Origin of the sequence: Brevibacillus sp. 1238 (assembly GCF_029892995.1) — a bacterium.
Classification (GTDB): domain Bacteria; phylum Bacillota; class Bacilli; order Brevibacillales; family Brevibacillaceae; genus Brevibacillus; species Brevibacillus parabrevis.
Map to the genome: position 1 here is coordinate 26,034 of NZ_JARXWC010000002.1, position 17,702 is coordinate 43,735.

At 53.3% G+C, this 17,702-nt stretch carries 17 protein-coding genes; 6 read left to right on the forward strand and 11 right to left on the reverse strand.

What is annotated here, in order from left to right:
• Positions 1-25: 25 nt before the first annotated feature.
• The 3 genes from M2298_RS03890 to M2298_RS03900 all read left to right on the forward strand — a co-directional run bounded on the left by M2298_RS03890 (position 26) and on the right by M2298_RS03900 (position 2,990).
• Positions 26-1,216, forward strand: coding sequence for an HlyD family secretion protein (locus M2298_RS03890; protein WP_173595587.1), 1,191 nt, complete (start codon positions 26-28; stop codon positions 1,214-1,216).
• Positions 1,206-2,384, forward strand: a complete 1,179-nt coding sequence (locus M2298_RS03895) for an ABC transporter permease (protein WP_173595976.1) — start codon at positions 1,206-1,208, stop codon at positions 2,382-2,384. Before M2298_RS03890 ends, M2298_RS03895 begins: the two co-directional genes overlap by 11 nt.
• Before the next feature lie 93 nt (positions 2,385-2,477).
• Complete coding sequence (locus M2298_RS03900; protein ID WP_063227734.1) at positions 2,478-2,990, forward strand: DUF3907 family protein; 513 nt, start codon at positions 2,478-2,480, stop codon at positions 2,988-2,990.
• A 29-nt stretch (positions 2,991-3,019) separates the two neighbouring features.
• Here the strand turns inward: M2298_RS03900 and M2298_RS03905 are convergent, their stop codons facing one another.
• From M2298_RS03905 to M2298_RS03935, 7 genes are all read right to left on the reverse strand, one after another.
• Entirely contained in the window at positions 3,020-3,613 is a 594-nt protein-coding gene (locus tag M2298_RS03905; protein WP_122965647.1) for an NAD(P)H-dependent oxidoreductase, read from the reverse strand.
• Between the two features lie 33 nt (positions 3,614-3,646).
• On the reverse strand, positions 3,647-5,050 hold the full coding sequence (locus M2298_RS03910) for a S8 family peptidase (protein ID WP_280648243.1): 1,404 nt from the start codon (positions 5,048-5,050) through the stop codon (positions 3,647-3,649).
• Between the two features lie 70 nt (positions 5,051-5,120).
• On the reverse strand, positions 5,121-5,753 hold the full coding sequence (locus M2298_RS03915; RefSeq protein ID WP_122965649.1) for a trimeric intracellular cation channel family protein: 633 nt from the start codon (positions 5,751-5,753) through the stop codon (positions 5,121-5,123).
• A 19-nt stretch (positions 5,754-5,772) separates the two neighbouring features.
• Complete coding sequence (locus M2298_RS03920) at positions 5,773-6,549, reverse strand: Cof-type HAD-IIB family hydrolase (RefSeq protein WP_122965650.1); 777 nt, start codon at positions 6,547-6,549, stop codon at positions 5,773-5,775.
• A 156-nt stretch (positions 6,550-6,705) separates the two neighbouring features.
• Complete coding sequence (locus M2298_RS03925) at positions 6,706-7,821, reverse strand: ABC transporter ATP-binding protein (protein ID WP_063227739.1); 1,116 nt, start codon at positions 7,819-7,821, stop codon at positions 6,706-6,708.
• A gap of 108 nt (positions 7,822-7,929) precedes the next feature.
• Positions 7,930-8,964, reverse strand: a complete 1,035-nt coding sequence (locus M2298_RS03930; protein ID WP_280648244.1) for a PucR family transcriptional regulator — start codon at positions 8,962-8,964, stop codon at positions 7,930-7,932.
• Positions 8,965-9,013: 49 nt separating this feature from the next.
• Complete coding sequence (locus M2298_RS03935) at positions 9,014-9,913, reverse strand: metallophosphoesterase (RefSeq protein ID WP_280648245.1); 900 nt, start codon at positions 9,911-9,913, stop codon at positions 9,014-9,016.
• Positions 9,914-10,076: 163 nt separating this feature from the next.
• Here M2298_RS03935 and acsA point away from each other — a divergent pair, with 163 nt between their 5' ends.
• Positions 10,077-11,792 (forward strand): acetate--CoA ligase, encoded by a 1,716-nt coding sequence (gene acsA, locus M2298_RS03940; RefSeq protein WP_280648246.1) that lies wholly within the window; start codon positions 10,077-10,079, stop codon positions 11,790-11,792.
• A 207-nt stretch (positions 11,793-11,999) separates the two neighbouring features.
• Here acsA and M2298_RS03945 read toward each other — a convergent pair whose 3' ends face one another.
• The 3 genes from M2298_RS03945 to M2298_RS03955 all read right to left on the reverse strand — a co-directional run bounded on the left by M2298_RS03945 (position 12,000) and on the right by M2298_RS03955 (position 14,671).
• Positions 12,000-13,058, reverse strand: coding sequence for a cation diffusion facilitator family transporter (locus tag M2298_RS03945; protein ID WP_280648247.1), 1,059 nt, complete (start codon positions 13,056-13,058; stop codon positions 12,000-12,002).
• Positions 13,059-13,083: 25 nt separating this feature from the next.
• Complete coding sequence (locus M2298_RS03950; RefSeq protein ID WP_122965654.1) at positions 13,084-14,130, reverse strand: flavin-containing monooxygenase; 1,047 nt, start codon at positions 14,128-14,130, stop codon at positions 13,084-13,086.
• Between the two features lie 139 nt (positions 14,131-14,269).
• Positions 14,270-14,671 carry an ArsR/SmtB family transcription factor gene (locus tag M2298_RS03955; RefSeq protein ID WP_122965655.1) on the reverse strand — a complete coding sequence of 134 codons (402 nt, stop codon included), beginning with the start codon at positions 14,669-14,671 and terminating at the stop codon, positions 14,270-14,272.
• A 139-nt stretch (positions 14,672-14,810) separates the two neighbouring features.
• Here M2298_RS03955 and M2298_RS03960 point away from each other — a divergent pair, with 139 nt between their 5' ends.
• Together M2298_RS03960 and M2298_RS03965 are read left to right on the forward strand one after the other, a co-directional pair.
• Positions 14,811-15,815 carry a permease gene (locus M2298_RS03960; RefSeq protein WP_122965656.1) on the forward strand — a complete coding sequence of 335 codons (1,005 nt, stop codon included), beginning with the start codon at positions 14,811-14,813 and terminating at the stop codon, positions 15,813-15,815.
• Between the two features lie 13 nt (positions 15,816-15,828).
• The gene (locus M2298_RS03965; RefSeq protein WP_122965657.1) at positions 15,829-17,037 is read left to right on the forward strand and encodes a TIGR03943 family putative permease subunit; all 1,209 of its coding nucleotides are present in this window, start codon (positions 15,829-15,831) and stop codon (positions 17,035-17,037) included.
• A gap of 212 nt (positions 17,038-17,249) precedes the next feature.
• Here the strand turns inward: M2298_RS03965 and M2298_RS03970 are convergent, their stop codons facing one another.
• Positions 17,250-17,651 (reverse strand): SET domain-containing protein, encoded by a 402-nt coding sequence (locus M2298_RS03970; protein ID WP_122965658.1) that lies wholly within the window; start codon positions 17,649-17,651, stop codon positions 17,250-17,252.
• Positions 17,652-17,702: the final 51 nt, after the last annotated feature.

A 17,702-nucleotide genomic window follows, 5' to 3' on the forward strand; every position in this document is an offset into this window, starting at 1 on the left:
TAAAGAGACAGAGGAGAAATCGAAAATGAAGAAACGTGCATGGATCGGGGTAGCCGGATTTGTAGCCGGAATTGCAGTATTGGGAACGGTTTTGCTCGGGTCTGGCGGCAGCAGCCTGGCAGGGCAAAAGGCGACACAAGTAACAGGCGTCGTGGAGGGAACGGAAGTCGATCTTTCCTTTAAAATGGGCGGATCGATCGAGCAGATCGCTTTTAAAGAAGGCGATGAAGTAAAGGCAGGCCAACTGGTCGCTACCTTGAACAGCGAAGAGTTGCTGGCGAAAAAGGAACAGGCGGAAGCAGCCTATCGCCTGGCGCAAGTGAAGCTCGATCAAGCGAAAAAAGGTGTTTCCTTGACGGACAGCTCCAGTGACGCTCAGGTCGATCAGGCGCAAGCAGTCGTCAGCTCGGCACAGGCTCAACTGGCGGCAAACAAAAACGGAGCGCGCGCCGAGGAAATTTCCCAGCTGAAAGCCAAGTTGCAGGCAGCCCAAACCTCCAATCAGATCGCCGCTTCCAACCTGGAGCGGATGAACAAACTGCTGAAAGAGGGAGCCGTTCCCCAGGTAAAAGTCGAGGAAGCGCAAATGCAGGCAGAAAAAGCAAGCGCGGAACTGAAGGCAGCCGACGAGCAGTTGAAAATGGCTACCACAGGGGCACGCCGCGAGCAAGTAGACGCAGCGCAAGCTCAGCTTGATCAGGCGAAAGCAGCTTACAAGCAAGCCGTAGCCGCACGCGGTCAAGTAGGATTGAAAGAGCTGGACGTGAAATCGGCTGAAGCGGGTGTACTGCAAGCCAAAGGAGCTTTGGCTGAGATTGAAGCGTATTTGAACAACACGAAGCTGGTTGCGCCGATGGACGGAGTCGTCAAATCTGTTGCGGTGCAAAAAGGCGAGCTGGTTGCACAAGGCTTTACCGTTTTGACCATTCAGGCAAAATCCGATAACTACGTGAAGCTTTACGTGAACGAATACACGCTGGGGCAAATCAAGACAGGCGATACGGCCAAACTGTACGTGCCAGCCTTGAAACGGGAAGTGGAAGCGAAAATCGCCACGATTGCACCAGCAGCTGATTTTGCGGTGAAAAAGGCGACACAGGAGTTGGGCGATCGCGACATTCGTTCCTTCCAGGTGAAGCTGTTCCTGGCTGATCCAGAGCTGCGGCCAGGTTTGACGGTCGAGTGGAAGATCGAAGGAGCTGTTCATAGTGAGTGATTTCTCCCGGCTCTTTTTAAGCGAATGGAAAAACATGTTTGCGAACAAAACGATCCGCAACGTCATTTTTCTCGTACCGATCATTTACTTGACCCTGTTTGGCTTTTTGTACAGTGAAAAGAAAGTGATGCACATTCCGACCGTCATGGTGGACGCGGATCAGTCAGAGCTGAGCCGCGAGCTGTATCGGGCGTTCGAGGTCGATCAGACGTTTCAGGTTACATCTATCGTAGGTACCGAAGAGGAAGCGATGCGGTTGATTGACAAGGGCGAGGCCAATATTGCCCTGATCATTCCCGCCGAGCTGGAGAAGAACGTCAAGGCTGGACGGTCAGCCGAAGTATTGACGGTCATTGACGGCAGCAACATGATGATTTCCAACACCGCTGTCCGCGCAGCGAGCACGGTCGTCAAGTCGGTGTCCGCAGGCGCCACGCTGAAAAAAATGGAGGCAAAAGGCAGTTGGGGCGAAGAAGGGGTAAATCTTTTCACCGGAATCGACTATCGCTATCGCGTGCTGTACAATCCGACTTTCAGCTACATGTCCTTCATGGTTTTCGGTTTGACAGGAACGGTATTTCAACAGGTGTTGTTCCTCGGCATCGCCCTGTCAGTAGCGCAACAGAAGGAAGAAGGAACGTGGCAGGACACGCTGAGATCCCACAGCTTCTGGGCGATCACGGCAAGCAAGCTGCTGCCTTATTTCCTCGCAGGAACCTTGAACGTATTTTTGGGCTTCGTACTGCTGCTCAAAGGGTTCGAAATCCCGTACTACGGCAGCACCCTTGACTTGATGCTGATCGCAACCGCCTTTAACCTGGCCGTGCTCGCCATCGGGTACGCGATTTCTTTCTTCTCCAAAGACCAGCTGCAAGCGACACAAGTTGCGATGATGATTGCCGTTCCTTCGTTCATGCTGTCCGGCTTTACATGGCCGCTGGCATCAATGCCGACTGCGGTCGCTGCGATTGGTAAATCTTTGCCGCTCACCTACTTTTTGAACGGCGTCAGAGAAATCTTGAGCAAAGGTCACGGGCTGTCCTACGTCACGCACGACCTGGTTGTTTTGGGCTTCATGATCTTGCTCGGTCTGTTCTCGGCCTATTGCATATACTTGTTACAGACAAGGAAAAAAAAGGAAACCATTGCCGAAACGACAACGGTTTAGCGAGATTTGCAGAAAAGAAACCCTTGTGTTGTAAAGAATCTTTCCTATATACTTACTTAAAAAAGGCAGATTCTTCAACGCAAGGGGGACATTATGTCAGCGACTCATCTGAAGCAATTGTGCGAAGAGACGTACACCAAGTTGAAAAAGGTAAGCATGGAACTGGAGCGTTATCTCAATCAGGTTACCTTGTCTAGTCTTGTATCTGCATCGGGGGACCCGGAAGAGTTTGAATCTTACTACAGAACCTATCTGTCCGATTTGCGCCACTTGCTCGTCTACTGTGAAAATGCGTACGACAGGCTGGGAGTATCTTTGCGCCGGGCAAGGTTCAACGAAGACTTTGCCGAAGAAGTGCTGTATCAGGTGTATCACACCTGCATCAATTACTTCTATTATCCAAAAGGCGAAGTGTACGAGGAAGACGGACGCTATGCTTACACAGGTCAGGACTGTATTATCTTCCGCAAGCAGGTCACACCGGAGTTGGAGCAACTGACCTTGTCCTTGTCGAGAGTTTTTGAGCAAATGCGCGATGAACTGCAATATTACGAAAATGACTATATAGCGAAAAAACGATTGGAAAGAGAAAAAGCACAGGCGTAAACCTGTGCTTTTTTGTGCTTTCCCTGCTTTCAAACGCCGACTGGCTGGTGAATCGCCGTGACGATACTCTCGACTTCCGCAAGCATGCCTTGGCGGGCAGCGTCGTCCACGTATGGGACAGCAGCGAAATTGCGGTAAGTGACATCGTAGCCGATCATCGACAAGCTGCCATCGACGATTTGCTTTTTCACTACATCGTCGAAGCCTGTCTTTTTCATTTCCGGCTCGGATTCCCTCGTCGTCGTAATGACGATAGCCTGCTTGTTTTTCAACAGGCCGACAGGGCCGTGGGCCTCGTAACGAAAAGCAAAGCCGTTGGTGAACACCCGGTCGATATAGCCTTTAAGAATGGCGGGAGCCGACCACCACCAGACAGGGTAAATCATCACGAGCAGGTCAGCTTCCGAAATCAGCTCCTGTTCAGTCATGACATCAGCAGAGGCAGTGCCGTTCGACACTTTTTGCATGTCAGCCGCCTGAAAAACAGGTTGAAACTTCATTTGATACAAATCGCGCACGTCATAGGCGATGTTTTGCTTCTGCAACGTCTGGGTGACGCGGTCGAGTATGGCATGGCAAAAGCTCTCTTTTCCTTCCTGGGCAAACACGATGCATGCTTTCATACTCCATCCCTCCGTATATATCGGTTAGACTGTCTATTCGAACCCGAAGCGCAGGCGCATGAAAAACTTGTTCAGCAGTCCGCCTACCGTCGTCTGCTTCGTTTCGGCGTGGGCCGGTTTTGCTGGTTTGGCTTGCCGCAGCGTCTGATTGACGTTGATCATCCCGTATCCGTAAAGCTGGTCGTGACCAGGAGCGCCGAGGTCTGTTGCGGACTGGCGAATCAGCTCCATCACATCACGGTTTTTCATATCCGGATGGACAGAACGCACCAGTGAGGCAAGAGCAGCGACATGCGGGCAAGCCATCGAAGTGCCGGAGAGCGAAGCGTAGTCGCTGTAAATGTACGTGCTGGGAATATCGACGCCAGGAGCGGCTACATCCACGTAATCGCCAAAGTTGGAGAAATCGGCGCGCTCTTTGCGGTGATCGACAGCGGCTACGGCGAGCACTTCGTCATAAGCAGCCGGGTAGCTCGGCTGGTTGGTCGCGTCATTGCCGGAAGCAGCTACGAGGATGACATTTTTCTCGAAGGCGTAGCGGCACGCTTCTTTCAAAGCAGCAGAAGAGGTATAGTTGCCGACGCTGAGGTTGATGACATCGGCACCGTGGTCGGTAGCCCAGTAAATGCCCTGGGCGATATCCACGGCTGACCCTGAGCCGTCTGCACCGATTGCTTTAATCGGCATCAGCTTGCTGTTCCACGACATGCCGGCAATTCCGTCGGCGTTGTTCGTCTTGGCTGCGATGACGCCTGAGACGTGTGTTCCGTGACCGTTGTCGTCTTCCGGCTTGTTGTTGTCGGTGAGCACGTTGTAGCCTTCGACCAGCTTCCCGGCGAACTCGGGATGTTTGAGATCGACGCCTGTATCGACGACGGCCACGATGACATCGCTGCTGCCTTCGCTCACATCCCAGCTTTGCTCCATGCCGATTAAAGGCAAATTCCACTGGTATTCGGTGTAGTACGTATCATTCGGTTTGCGATTGGGGAGCAGCAAATAGTTCGGTTCGGCAAACACGGAATCAGGGTGCTCGGCGAGCTTTTTCATCAGTTGTTTGGTCGTCAGGCTTTTGGATTTGATGATCAGAAATTGCTCAAAATCGCGCTTGATTTTGGCATCCAGTGACGCAACCAGCTCGTCGATTTTTTTCTGCTCCGGACGCGGTGAGAAACGGACGACGACTTCATGCTCGACGTAGTGGCTGCGGTCACGCGGGTTGTGATGCAGCGTTTTGATGTGGCTTTTCTTTTCCAGATCTCTGCGAATATCCTTGACCTGCTCGATATAGTTGATTCGCGGTATGCTCGCCTCGACGGAAGTGACGCGGGGATGAGGTTCGCGCATTTCCTGCTCTGCATTTTGATGATGGCGGTAGGGGATGACGACCAGACCAACCAGGGCTAGGGCGGCGATAATTGGGGGCAAGACGCGCAAAAAAACTCACTCCCTCCAGTGCTGATGACTATAGCGTGCACACGGAGAGAGTGATTATGAAGGAAATAGCTTACATTCGGTTGTCAAAAGGGCGAACGGGCACCGGACGAAGCGAGCGGCGCGGAAGCTTCCAGCCTTGATAGACGGAAACCATTCGGCAAGCAATAATGACGCTGAACAGCGTGTACATCTCGCCGACTGTCGATGCCCACTTCATGCCGACCGCCACTCCGGCAGCCATGGCCCAGACTGCGTAGATTTCTTCCTGGAAAACCAAAGGCTTGCGGCCTGCGAGAACATCGCGGATAATTCCTCCGCCAATTCCAGTCAGTACCGCTGCCACAATCGTGGCGCTAAGCGGATAATTCATTTGTGTCGCATAAAGCGCACCTTGAATGGCAAACGCAGAAAGCCCGACCGCGTCGAAAAACATTCCCCAGCGATTCCACAAGCCAAGGTACTTATGCGGCAGAACAAAGACGATAAGCATGGATATGAGTGCGATCGTAAACAGTGTGCCTTGATTCCAAAAAGCAGTGAGCGGGATTCCGAGCAAAATATTCCGCATGATCCCGCCGCCGAATGCGGTTGCCATTCCGAGAACGATTACCCCCAAGATGTCGTACTCTTCCTCCATGGCAATAATAGCGCCGCTGATCACGAACGCTACAGTGCCAACGATGTTAAACCATTCCCAAGACATGTATTCTTCAACGTCCTTCCTAATTGATCAATCCAAGTTGCAACAAGCCGTGCCGGATGCCGTCTTCGTTTACGTGGCGGGTCACCATATTGGCAAAAGGCTTCAGTTCTTCATGCGCATTTCCCATAGCGACACCCATTCCGACGTAAGACAGCATTTCCCTGTCGTTAAGCCCGTCTCCGAATGCGACAGCATCAGCAGGCGTCAGTCCTTCATGCTTCAGGATCGCTTCAATGCCACGCGCTTTCGAACCGCCTTTTGGCAGAATGTCGAGGACGCGATTGTGCCAGCGCACATACGACACTTGCGCAAATTTTTCGGTATAAACCGCTTCTTCTTCGGCCGTGCAGTATAGAAACGCCTGGTAGATCGGAGCGACTTCCCAGTAGCGGTCATGGTGCGCCGGGGCCGGCAAGCGCAGGAAATCAAACGAGTCAATCACGTGCGGATGATCGGCTGCATTCGCATAGCATTGTTCATGGCTCAAAAACACCATAGGGTGCTCGTGCCCATGTGCCAACTGTTCCAGCTCGGCCAAGGTCGAAGTGGCAAAAGGGGTATGGTGAATCACCTTTTGCTCGCTCACCACGTAAGAGCCGTTAAACCCGATGAATGTATCGATGCCAAGCTGTTTGGCGATCGGCATCAGGTGATAGGGGGAGCGGCCAGTGGCAATCGCCACCCGAATCCCGTTTTGCCTCAGTCTGTTTACGGCGTCCACCGTTGATTGCGGGATGGCGTGTTCCGTGTTCAGCAAAGTACCGTCGATGTCAAAAAAGACAATTTTGTACGCCATTTGTTCTCTCCACTCTTTCTCTTTATAATAGCGCCGCGAAAAACGAGCAACATGCACGAAAAACAAGCGGCCATACAGGCGCCGCCCAAGCGTTTGAAACGTTTGAAGACAACAGAAAAAGGAATGTCGGAAAAGACATTCCTTTTCACTTCGCTATTAGAATACAGCCACTTCCGTCTCGCTGTCAAATAGATGACATTTGGAAAGGTCCATGGCGAGCTTGACCGTCATTTTTGGCTTCAGCTCTTCACGGGAATCTACGCGGGCCACCATTTGCGTATTCCCGATATTATGGAAGTAAACATACAGCTCGGAGCCCATGTTTTCCACTACTTCGACCTGCGCTTCCAGCGTGCTCTCAAACGGATTGGCTTCCATGAACGCAGCATCGCTGTAGATGTCTTCCGGACGAATGCCAAAGATGGCCGGTTTGTTTACATAGCCTTTGTCGCGCAAAATTTTCGCCTTGTCGTCCGGGAAGCGGACGTGGATGTTTTCCGCGTCGAAGTACAGGGCGCCGTCTTTTTCGGAAAGCTGTCCTTTGACGAAGTTCATCGCAGGGGAGCCGATGAAGCTTGCGACGAACAGATTGACCGGATGGTTGTAAATCTCGTTCGGCGTCGCTACTTGCTGGATCAAGCCGTCTTTCATGACGACGATCCGGTCGCCCATCGTCATCGCTTCTGTCTGGTCATGGGTGACGTAAATGATCGTCGTATTCAGGCGTTGGTGCAGCTTCAAGATTTCCGTGCGCATCTGGACGCGCAGCTTGGCGTCGAGGTTGGACAACGGTTCGTCCATCAAAAAGACTTGCGGCTCGCGAACGATGGCGCGACCGAGCGCGACACGCTGCCGTTGACCGCCGGAAAGCGCTTTCGGCTTGCGGTCGAGCAAATGCGAAATATCGAGAATCCGGGCCGCTTCCTGAATGCGCGCATCGATATCGCTCTTGGAAAATTTGCGGAGTTTCAAGCCAAACGCCATGTTTTCGTATACGTTCATGTGCGGATAGAGGGCGTAGCTCTGGAAAACCATCGCGATATCCCGATCTTTCGGAGCGACGTCGTTGACGCGACGATCGCCTATGTACAAGTCACCGTCGGAAATTTCCTCCAGCCCGGCAATCATCCGCAACGTTGTCGACTTTCCGCAGCCGGATGGCCCGACGAGAACGAGAAACTCGCGATCTTGAATCTCGAGATGAAAATCGTCTACCGCTGTTACGTTTCCGGCGTACCGTTTGTATATGTGGTTCAGTGTCACTTTTGCCATGGAAAAGGCACCTCCTATAGTTTTGAAAAAGCGAGCGTGGATAACCTTTTTGCAAGAGTAACAATTTTTAGACAGTTGGACTATGGGCGAAATGTACAAAATGTTTTGTTAATGCTGCCGAAAGAGCAAATACAGCTGGAAAAGCACGGCATCGGGAAACTGCCGCGGATCAAGCCCCGTCTGTTCCGTCAGCTTGTCGAGCCTGTACAACAGCGTGTTGCGATGCAAAAAGAGCTGACGTGCCGTTTCGCTGACGTTCAACTGGCGGGCAAACAGCGTTTCCAACGTTTCCAGCTGCTCCGTACTGATCTGCGGAACGGACATGAGACTTGCCAGCTCATTGGCAATGGACTTCGCGGTTTCTTTCGGCAGCGAGGTAGCCCAGCGCTCCAGCGGATACATCCAGTCGCCAGCGACCATGACGTGCGGGCGATAATGCTGGAGAGTGCGAGACAGCAGCAACTGCCCGTAAACCGTTTTTTCCAGAGCGGAAGGGCGATGCACAGGGGCGCTGACAACAATGCGGACAGGCTCCATCCACTCCGTAGAAATCAGATCGTGCAGCCCGGATGCCCATTCCAGCAAATCGGCTTGCTCCTCGGAGCCTTCCAGGATAGAAACAGGCAGCAACAGGACAGAATAAGCATGACTTAATGGAAAGAAAGCGAGACTGGACGAACCTGGCGTGTAAGCCGTCGTCTCCCGGAAAAAGGGGTGCAGACAGCTTTGCAGCGATTCCCAGGTGCCCGTGCCTTCTGTGCGGCTGCGCTCGAGCAAAAAGGAGAGCCGCGCTTCTTTCCACGGCCAAACAAGGTCAAGACGCTCAGGCGGAGCCAGTCGGCTTCCGGTCACAAACGATTGCAACCACGCGGCAATCTGCTCGTGAAGAGTCAGAGGCGCGTTTTCTTTCGTGCGGGAAAAAAACAGACTCAACAAAGAACGGGACGTAGCGGGCCACTGTGTCGATTCAATCAGAACGAGATAGGCCATCTCGTGTTCTGACCCAAGCGAAACAAGCTCCCAGCCTTTTTGCTCCCACTCTTGTTGAGTCTGGCTGATTTCGGCTTCCAAAACTTTGACACAAATGATCGGCAAATTCGTCACTTGCTTGATTTGCTCGATTTCTCTCATCCATTTCTCCACAAGACGACCTCCGTCACAAACAACTGGCGTACGTCTATTATACCGTACTCTAGGCGAGTGTGGCGGCGGTTTCCTGCAAGCTTGCGGTTTGCACAGGCGTGCCCACAAACGGTTCCTGGGGGACGCCACCCATCGTATGCAGCGTGATTTCCGGGCGGGAACGCAGGCGGATGTTCAGTCCCGTCTGGCCGAGTCCTTCACTTATATAGAAAGGGCGCCCGTCAAACTCGTGCAGACCTTTGACCATATTCAGCCGCACGAGCTTGCCCATTTTCACCAGATGGTACGGGCGCGGCCAATGAATTTGTCCGCCGTGGAAATGTCCCGCCAGCAAATAGTCGTAGGCGTAGTCTTTCATTTGCAGGACGAGGTTCGGATCATGGGTGAGCACGAGGCGCGCCCCCGTTTTCGGAACGGATTGAAAAGCTTTTTCCAGTTGGCTTCGGCGTGTGCTGAAATCATCGACGCCGATCACATGCAGCAGTTGACCGTGATGCTCGACCGTGACGTGCTGGTTGAGGAGGACCTGACAGCCGATCCGTTCCAGCTCCGACTTGAGCTGAGCGAGTTTGAGCGGCGACAGCACGTAGTCGTGATTGCCAAAAACGACGAATGTGCCGAGCGCGGGCTGCAATTGCATCAGCTTTTCTACGTAGGCGACTGCTTTCGGGATGTTTTTGTGGCGATCTAGCAAATCTCCGGTAATCGCGAGCAGATCGACGGATTGCCCGGAAAAATCGCGGACGATTCGCATCGGGTCAATCGACAAATTTTCCATGTGCAAATCGGACAAATGCAAAATGTTGAGCGGTTCGAAATCTTGCGGATCACGCAAATGCGGCGACGAGGCGAGCGGTATGGTCACATGATTGGTATGGACGTCAAATGTATTGCGGTACGCTTTTATGAAGAGCAAGGCGAGAGCGGCAACTAGCAAAAACCATAGCATCTCTTCCGGCCATCTCCTTTATCTCTAAGGTAGTGTCATTATACTCGATTTCTTCGCTTTTCGAATAAGTAGGTTCTGGCAGAAGGAATTTATCGAAAAGTGCAGAAATATTATGAATGTTGCGTAGTGAAGAATTCTATTTGGGGTTTAGGAGAGTGAGAGTATGAATGTAGAAAAAATTCCGGCGACAGAAGGCCGATTCAACCTGGAGAACTACGACGAGACGTACGCCCAATTTGACTGGAAGGAAGTCGAGAAGCAATTTTCCTGGTATGAGACGGGAAAAGTAAACATGGCGTATGAAGCGATTGACCGCCATCTTTCTACGGAGCGCAAGGACAAGATCGCGCTTATGTACAGCGATTTGACCAGAGAAGAGACCTACACCTTTGCACAGTTGAGCGAATTGTCCAATAAATTCGGGAATGTTTTGCGCAATCTGGGGATTGTAAAAGGCGACCGCGTATTCGTCTTCATGCCGCGTACGCCAGAGCTTTATGTAAGCGTTTTAGGAACGCTCAAAGTGGGCGCGATTGTCGGCCCGCTGTTCGAGGCGTTCATGGAAGCTGCCGTGCGCGACCGTCTGGAAAACAGCGAAGCGACCGCGATCGTGACGACGCCGGCTCTCTTGCCGCGCATCCCTGTATCCGAGCTGCCAGCACTGAAGCACGTCATTGTCGTGGGGGCAAAAGAGGAGCTGAAGGAAGGACAAGTCAGCTTCGAAAAAGCGATGGCAGAAGCAGCCTCCGAGCTGGAAATCGAGTGGGTGGATCGCGAAGACGGCATGATTTTGCACTATACGTCCGGATCGACTGGCAAGCCAAAAGGCGTGCTGCACGTCCACAACGCGATGATCCAGCACTACCAGACCGGAAAATGGGTGCTCGACCTGCAAGAGGATGACGTTTACTGGTGTACAGCTGACCCGGGCTGGGTGACAGGAACTTCTTACGGAATTTTCGCACCGTGGCTGAACGGCGTGACAAACGTAATCCGCGGCGGCCGCTTCACACCGGAAGACTGGTACAAAACGATCGAAAAAAATAAGGTGACCGTCTGGTACAGCGCACCGACCGCGTTCCGCATGCTGATGGGAGCGGGCGACGAAGTGGTGAAGCGCTTCGATCTGTCCAGTCTGCGCCACGTTTTGAGCGTGGGCGAGCCACTCAACCCGGAAGTCGTGTATTGGGGACTGCGCGTGTTCAACCACCGTATTCACGACAACTGGTGGATGACGGAAACAGGCGGACAGCTGATTTCCAACTACCGCAGCATGGCGATCAAGCCAGGCTCCATGGGCAAGCCTTTCCCTGGCGTGTACGCGGCGATTATCGACGATCAGGGCAACGAGCTGCCGCCAAACCGGATGGGCAACCTGGCGATCCGCGTCGGCTGGCCGTCCATGATGAGACAAATCTGGAACAACCCTGCGAAATACCAAGAGTATTTCAGCATCCCAGGCTGGTATGTTTCCGGCGATTCCGCCTACAAGGACGAGGAAGGCTACTTCTGGTTCCAGGGCCGCATTGACGATGTGATCAATACTTCCGGCGAGCGCGTCGGCCCGTTTGAGGTCGAGAGCAAGCTGGTCGAGCATCCGGCTGTTGCGGAAGCAGGCGTAATCGGCAAGCCTGATCCGCTGCGCGGCGAAATCATCAAGGCGTTCATCTCCTTGCGCGCGGGTTACGAGCCAAGCGAAGCCTTGATGGATGACATCCGCAAGTTCGTGAAGGAAGGACTCGCTGCTCACGCTGCACCGCGTGAAATCGAGTTTCGCGACAAGCTGCCAAAAACACGCTCCGGAAAAATTATGCGCCGTGTCCTGAAGGCGTGGGAACTGGGCTTGCCGACAGGCGACCTGTCCACGATGGAAGACTAATCCGAGCGGATAAAAATGAAGAACCATCTCTAGCGCACGAGCGGGAGATGGTTCTTTTATTGTTAGTGGGGAATGGGGCGGTGCGGGTGGTTATGGTCGTGTGAGTGCTCGTGTCGTGTTGATGATCGTGCGGGTACCTGTGGTTGTGCGGCTGGCTATAATCGTGCGACTGGCTGCGAGCGTGGCAGGTGGTCATAGGCGTTTGATTTAGTTGCGGTTATGCGAATGCCCGTGGTCATGCGAGTGCTCGCGGTCGTGCTCATGGGAGTGCTCGGAGTCGTGCGAATGCCCGTGGTCATGGGAGTGCTCATGATCATGCGAATGCTCCCCCGTACCACCCTGACAATGCAACTCTCCATGCGAGATGGAAGAGTTCTCGATTTGGATCGTCGCATGGGTGATGCCAAACTCTTTTTGCAACAGCGCCAAAGCGGCATCGAGAATCGGGTAGCTCGGCAAATCGTCCTGCACAACCAGATGGCACGTCAAGGAGTCGAAGCCGGAAGTGACGGTCCAAACATGCAAATCGTGAACTTTTACCACGCCGTCAAGCTGTCCGAGCCGCGCTTCTACTTTTGTCGTATCGATACGGGAAGGCGCTCCTTCCAGCAAAATGTTGACCGACTCCTTCGTCACGCGCCATGCGCTCAGCATGATCAAAAAGGCGACGACGATGCTGATAATCGGGTCGGCGATGTACCAGCCAAAGGCGAGCATGAGCACACCGCCGAGGATTGCCCCTACGGAGCCGAGCATATCGCCCAGCACGTGCAGGTAGGCGCTGCGCACGTTTACGTTGTCCTTGTAATCGCCGCGCATGAGGACGAAGGCTGCGGCGATATTGGCGAGCAAGCCGACGGAAGCGATGATGATCATTTTGCCGCTCGCGACTTCAGGCGGCTGGAGCAGACGTTGGAATCCTTCCCAGAAGATGAACAAGGAAATCAGGACGAGCGTGACGCCATTGGTCAAAGCGGCGAGAATCTCGAAGCGCTTCATGCCGAACGTTTTTTGGGCAGAGGGCGGCCGGGCCGCAAAATGGAGCGCGACCAGACTTAGCAGCAGTGCCAAGGCATCGCTCAGCATATGTCCAGCGTCGGACAAAAGCGCGAGACTGTTGGTCAAAAAACCTCCGATCGTCTCGACGATCAAAAATACAGTGATGATCAGAAAAGAGGTGAACAGCGCTTTTTTGCTGGCGCCTTTTCCGTGGTGATGGTGGTCGTGCCCATGCCCATCTCCGTGATCGTGATGATGCAAGCCCATAATGATTCCTCCTCGATAGGATCGTTTAGCGAACGAGTCGATCTGCCAGAAAAAGGGCGTCTTTGCCTACGCCGCCCATGAGTGCGGAAGCGCGGGAATGCTGCCAGGGAAGCCCGAGAAAATACAGGCCGGACACCTCTGTCACCCCTCGCTCGTGCCGTGGCCAGCCGTTTGGATCGCGTACGTCCGGGATCGCAAGCCAGCTATAGTCAGGGCGAAATCCGGTGGCCCATAAAATGTTTGGAAAGCTCGCCTGCTCGCCGTCTGCGAAATAAGCGGTGCGATCCGCAATGCGAACGGTGCGTTCCACCAAGCGCAAGGCTCCGGTTTTCGTCAGAGCTTTCATTTCCTTGCGGTAGCCAAAAATCGGATCAGGTCGTTTCATCAATTGCTTTCCAGCCCATGAGGAGCGGGGAGCATCAAGCAAGCCGAACCGTTGCATGTAGTCAAAAATAGTTTTGCCCAAAACATACAAAGGCAAATGAAGCCGGGTCTGTCCGCTGGAAAAGATGACAGGGCGATGTCTGGCGAGTTCCACAGCAAGCTGCGCACCGGAGTTGCCTGCTCCGACTACGAGGACAGGCCCGTCCCGGAACGAATGCTCGTTTTGGTAGTCCGCCGTATGCAGCGACACGACATCGGGGGCCAATCGCTCGACAATCGGCGGGATGTACGGTATTTGAAAAGGGCCTGTCGCCACGACGACGTTTTTGGCGCGCGCTGTTCCTGCTTCTGTCTGCACCAGAAAGCCGGATGCTGTACGTTCTACCCACTGGACAGCTGTATTCAGGCGCACAGGCAGCTGGAAATGCGCAGCGTACTGTTCCAGGTAGTCTGCTGCCTCATCTTTGGTGGGAACCGTCTGCGGCTCTCCGGGAAAGGGCAGGCCGGGAAGCCCGTTGTTTTGCCGAGCGGTAAACAGCACGAGCGAATCATAACGTTTTCGCCAGCTGTCTCCCAAGCGCCCGTTTTTTTCGAAAATGACAAAGCGAGCTTTCCGTTGCTGGAGCAGAGCACCAAGCGCGAGGCCGGATTGGCCGCCACCGATGATGATGACTTCGTAATCGTGCATGGGTGAAACCTTCTTTCAAGCGGGAATTTACCTAAATCATACCACATTCAATCTTATATTCAAGCAATCGTTTGAATGTATTTTCGCAAACGAACAAAAAAAGGCCGCCACAAACGTGACGACCTTCCAAAAGTTCCGTTCAACTACGGGTTGTTTTTTTCGATTGCTTTAACTCGGACGCGTGCTCAATCCCGCACATGATCAAATGACGCACATGATCGTCGTCCAGCGCGTAGTAGACGAGCTTTCCATCTTTGCGATAACGGGCCAGCCCCATATTTCGCAGCAGGCGAAGATGGTGGGACGTATTGGCGATCGAGCTGTTGATCGTCGCGGCGACATCGCACACGCACAGTTCGCCTTCCAGAGCCAGGGCGTAAATGATTTTTGCCCGGGTATCGTCAGCCAGTGCCTTGAACAGAGGAGCGACTCCTTCTGTTTCGCTCATTTTCGGCCGCAGTCTGTTTACTTTCGCTTCGTCCACGGTTTGGATTTCACAAACGTCTGCTTCATCCGTCGTACGCTGATATTCCAGCTCCATGTTCTTCACCCCGCACAATTGGTTGTATCTATTATAAAACGGAATGATTCAGAAAAAAAGACGGGAAGCAGCAGGAAAGTGCCTAATCCGTGTCTAATTAGGAATGATGACGATTTGCAAAAAGGAGTGGACATCACAGGTGGTTGCTAAAATCCGTCATTTTCTCTTTGAGATTGTGGGGGCGCTTATACTTGGACTTGGAGTTGTATGGCTTACGGTCGGCGGAGAAGGCAACTGGTTTTCCGGTTTGGGCATAGAATGGTCTCCCCGTTGGCTGGATGTCAAAACGTTTTTTCTGAGCATCGTGCTGGAAGCGATCCCGTTTGTTTTGCTCGGCGTGTTTTTTTCCGCGTTCATTCAGACGTTTGTCTCCGAGGAGCAAGTCAGACGCTGGACGCCGAAGCATCCGCTCGTTGCGCTGCCGTTTGCCGGGCTGCTTGGCTTTTTGTTTCCCGTGTGCGAGTGCGCGATTATCCCGGTCGTTCGCCGTCTGATTCAAAAAGGAATGCCCGTGTCCGTGGGCGTGGTGTTTTTATTGGCAGGACCGATTGTCAATCCGGTGGTGCTGTCTTCCACGTACATTGCCTTTGCGCGGCAGCCGGACATGGCGCTCTACAGAGGAATCGCCGGATTTCTCGTAGCGCTGATCGCCGGGTTTCTCGTTCTGTTGTTTGTGAAAAAGAATCCGCTGCGACATGGGGTAGAAGCGGAACTCCGCCACGAAACCGCTCATGCAGAAGCGATGCGCGGCAAGCTGTCTGCGACATTTGCCCACGCCGTCGACGAGTTTTTTGACATGGGGAAATTTTTGTTGTTTGGAGCGCTGATCAGCAGCGTCCTGCAAGTGTTCATCAGCCGTGACACGCTGGTGGCTGTCGGACAAACTCCGCTTACTTCTCATCTGGTGATGATGGGCATGGCGTACTTGTTTTCGCTCTGCTCGGAAGCCGACGCCTTTATTGCGGCTTCGTTCTCCGGGACATTCCAGAGCAGCTCGCTTTTGGCTTTTCTCGTCTTTGGTCCGATGCTTGATTTCAAGACGACCTTGATGCTGCTCGGGACGTTCCGCTTGGGCTTTGTCCTCAAGCTGATTGCTGTCATTACCATACTGGTGCTCGTCGTTACGCTGTTGATGCCAATTTAGAGGAGGGAAAAGTATGCAAAAGTCGAACAGGTCCGGGCACGACTGGATGCGCAGCCTGATTTTAGCCGGATTCACCGGGCTGCTGTCTTACCTGATCTGGACGGATAAGCTGGGGCATTACCTCGCACCAAAGCTGCACATGCTCAGCTATGTCACTTTGGGCATTCTCGTGATTTTGACGTTCGTAAGCGTGCGTCAACTGGTGGCTGGCAGGCACCACGCATACGATTGTGACTGCGAAGACACGCATCACGTGCCACGTACGCGCTGGGGCTCGGTGCTGATATACGGCTTGTTTTTGTTGCCGATTTTCATGGGCTTTTTCATGCCGGACAAAATATTGGGAAGTGCCATCGCGGAAAAGCGCGGGGTGACGCTGCTGAGCAATGACGTGCGCAAATTGTCCGAGGTGGCGAGCGGCGAGCAGGCGCAAAAAGCAAAACAGGCTACGTCATCCCAAGGGGAGGAAGGGCAAGCCGTTGCTCCTGCATCGTCAGCACCCGGGGAGGAAGGGCAAGCCGTTGCTCCTGCATCGTCAGCACCCGGGGAGGAAGGGCAAGCCGTTGCTCCTGCATCGCCAGCAACCGCGCAGGAAGGACAAGCTGCTGCTTCTGCATCGCCAGCAGCCGGGGAGGAAGGGCAAGCTGCTGCTTCTGCATCGACAGCAGCCGGGCAAGAAGGGCAAGCCGCTGCTTCTGCATCGCCAGCCACCGGGCAGGAAACACAAGCCCCTGCATCTACCCCGATCAAACCGGGGATGAGCGATGCCGAATTGAAAAATCATTTTTCCAATGGCGGCTTCGGTGACTTTTACACCGATATCGCTACGTCGATGTACAAACAGCCAGTCATCAAACTGAACGACAAAATATTCCTGGACGGCCTGACGACGTTGGAGCTGTACGCCCAGGATTTTGCGGGAAAAGAGCTGGAGACGCTCGGTTTTGTCTACAAAGAGCCGGGGTTCGCCAGCAACCAGTTCGTCGTCGCCCGTTTCTCGGTCACTTGCTGCACGGCCGACGCCAGCGTCTTCGGCGTGTTGGTCGAGAGCGAGAGCGCAAGCAAATGGGCGAAGGACAGCTGGGTTCAAGTGCGCGGGAAGCTGGAGTTGCGCAAGGTAGACGGATTTGACATGCTCGTCTTGAAGGCAGCGCACATCCAGCCCGTCCAGGCTCCGAAAGACCCGTATGTGTACTACAGCTACGAAGCGCCGAGCAACTAAAGCAGCATCGGACAACGACGCCTTTAGCGCATGGGTTACATGCGTGAAGGCGTTTTCTGTTGTTGGAAAAAGAATTTGGCAAATCGCTAAAAGACGTGGCCACCACGATTGTCGAGCAGCGCAAGCTTGATCTCGACTTTGTCAGTTGAGACAGTTGAAAAAGAAAAGCAAAAAGGCAGGTGAGCGCTCACCTGCCTTGTCGTGCTGCTTGCCTATTCCTTTTGCTCGCCGGACTGCTCTTCTTCGTAAAACCAGAGCGGATCGTCACAGTCTTCATCGCCGTTGTAGTTGATCAAAATTTCTTCGCCTGCCTGAATGTCACGGTACGCGTAGAAATCGAACGTGTGGTTGTCGAAGTTGATGCTGTACGTGGCGTTTGGCGTGTAGGAATGATTGAACAACATGCCGTATCCGAGTAACAATGCGGTATGGTTCGCACCGTATTCAAATGCGTAGTCAGCCAAGAGCGTTTTCTCGATGTGCTCGTGTTCTTCATTCAAATAGGGAAGAACCGGAGCTTCATGGAGCAATTCGCCTTTTGTGAAATCGCGCAGGGCGAAAACGCCTCTGTTTAATTCTCCGTTGCTGAGCTTGGAGGTTTTGACTTCGAGCATGTGGTTCACCTGCCATTCTGGTATCTTGTATCGTAAAACAAGTCTTTCTAA

Bases quoted from the DNA above. Each gene is read 5' to 3' on its own strand.
- M2298_RS03890 (WP_173595587.1), top strand. From the start codon at position 26: ATGAAGAAACGTGCATGGATCGGGGTAGCCGGATTTGTAGCCGGAATT.
- M2298_RS03900 (WP_063227734.1), top strand. From the start codon at position 2,478: ATGTCAGCGACTCATCTGAAGCAATTGTGCGAAGAGACGTACACCAAG.
- M2298_RS03905 (WP_122965647.1), bottom strand. From the start codon at position 3,613: ATGAAAGCATGCATCGTGTTTGCCCAGGAAGGAAAAGAGAGCTTTTGC.
- M2298_RS03915 (WP_122965649.1), bottom strand. From the start codon at position 5,753: ATGTCTTGGGAATGGTTTAACATCGTTGGCACTGTAGCGTTCGTGATC.
- M2298_RS03920 (WP_122965650.1), bottom strand. From the start codon at position 6,549: ATGGCGTACAAAATTGTCTTTTTTGACATCGACGGTACTTTGCTGAAC.
- M2298_RS03925 (WP_063227739.1), bottom strand. From the start codon at position 7,821: ATGGCAAAAGTGACACTGAACCACATATACAAACGGTACGCCGGAAAC.
- M2298_RS03935 (WP_280648245.1), bottom strand. From the start codon at position 9,913: ATGCTATGGTTTTTGCTAGTTGCCGCTCTCGCCTTGCTCTTCATAAAA.
- acsA (WP_280648246.1), top strand. From the start codon at position 10,077: ATGAATGTAGAAAAAATTCCGGCGACAGAAGGCCGATTCAACCTGGAG.
- M2298_RS03945 (WP_280648247.1), bottom strand. From the start codon at position 13,058: ATGGGCTTGCATCATCACGATCACGGAGATGGGCATGGGCACGACCAC.
- M2298_RS03950 (WP_122965654.1), bottom strand. From the start codon at position 14,130: ATGCACGATTACGAAGTCATCATCATCGGTGGCGGCCAATCCGGCCTC.
- M2298_RS03955 (WP_122965655.1), bottom strand. From the start codon at position 14,671: ATGGAGCTGGAATATCAGCGTACGACGGATGAAGCAGACGTTTGTGAA.
- M2298_RS03965 (WP_122965657.1), top strand. From the start codon at position 15,829: ATGCAAAAGTCGAACAGGTCCGGGCACGACTGGATGCGCAGCCTGATT.
- M2298_RS03970 (WP_122965658.1), bottom strand. From the start codon at position 17,651: ATGCTCGAAGTCAAAACCTCCAAGCTCAGCAACGGAGAATTAAACAGA.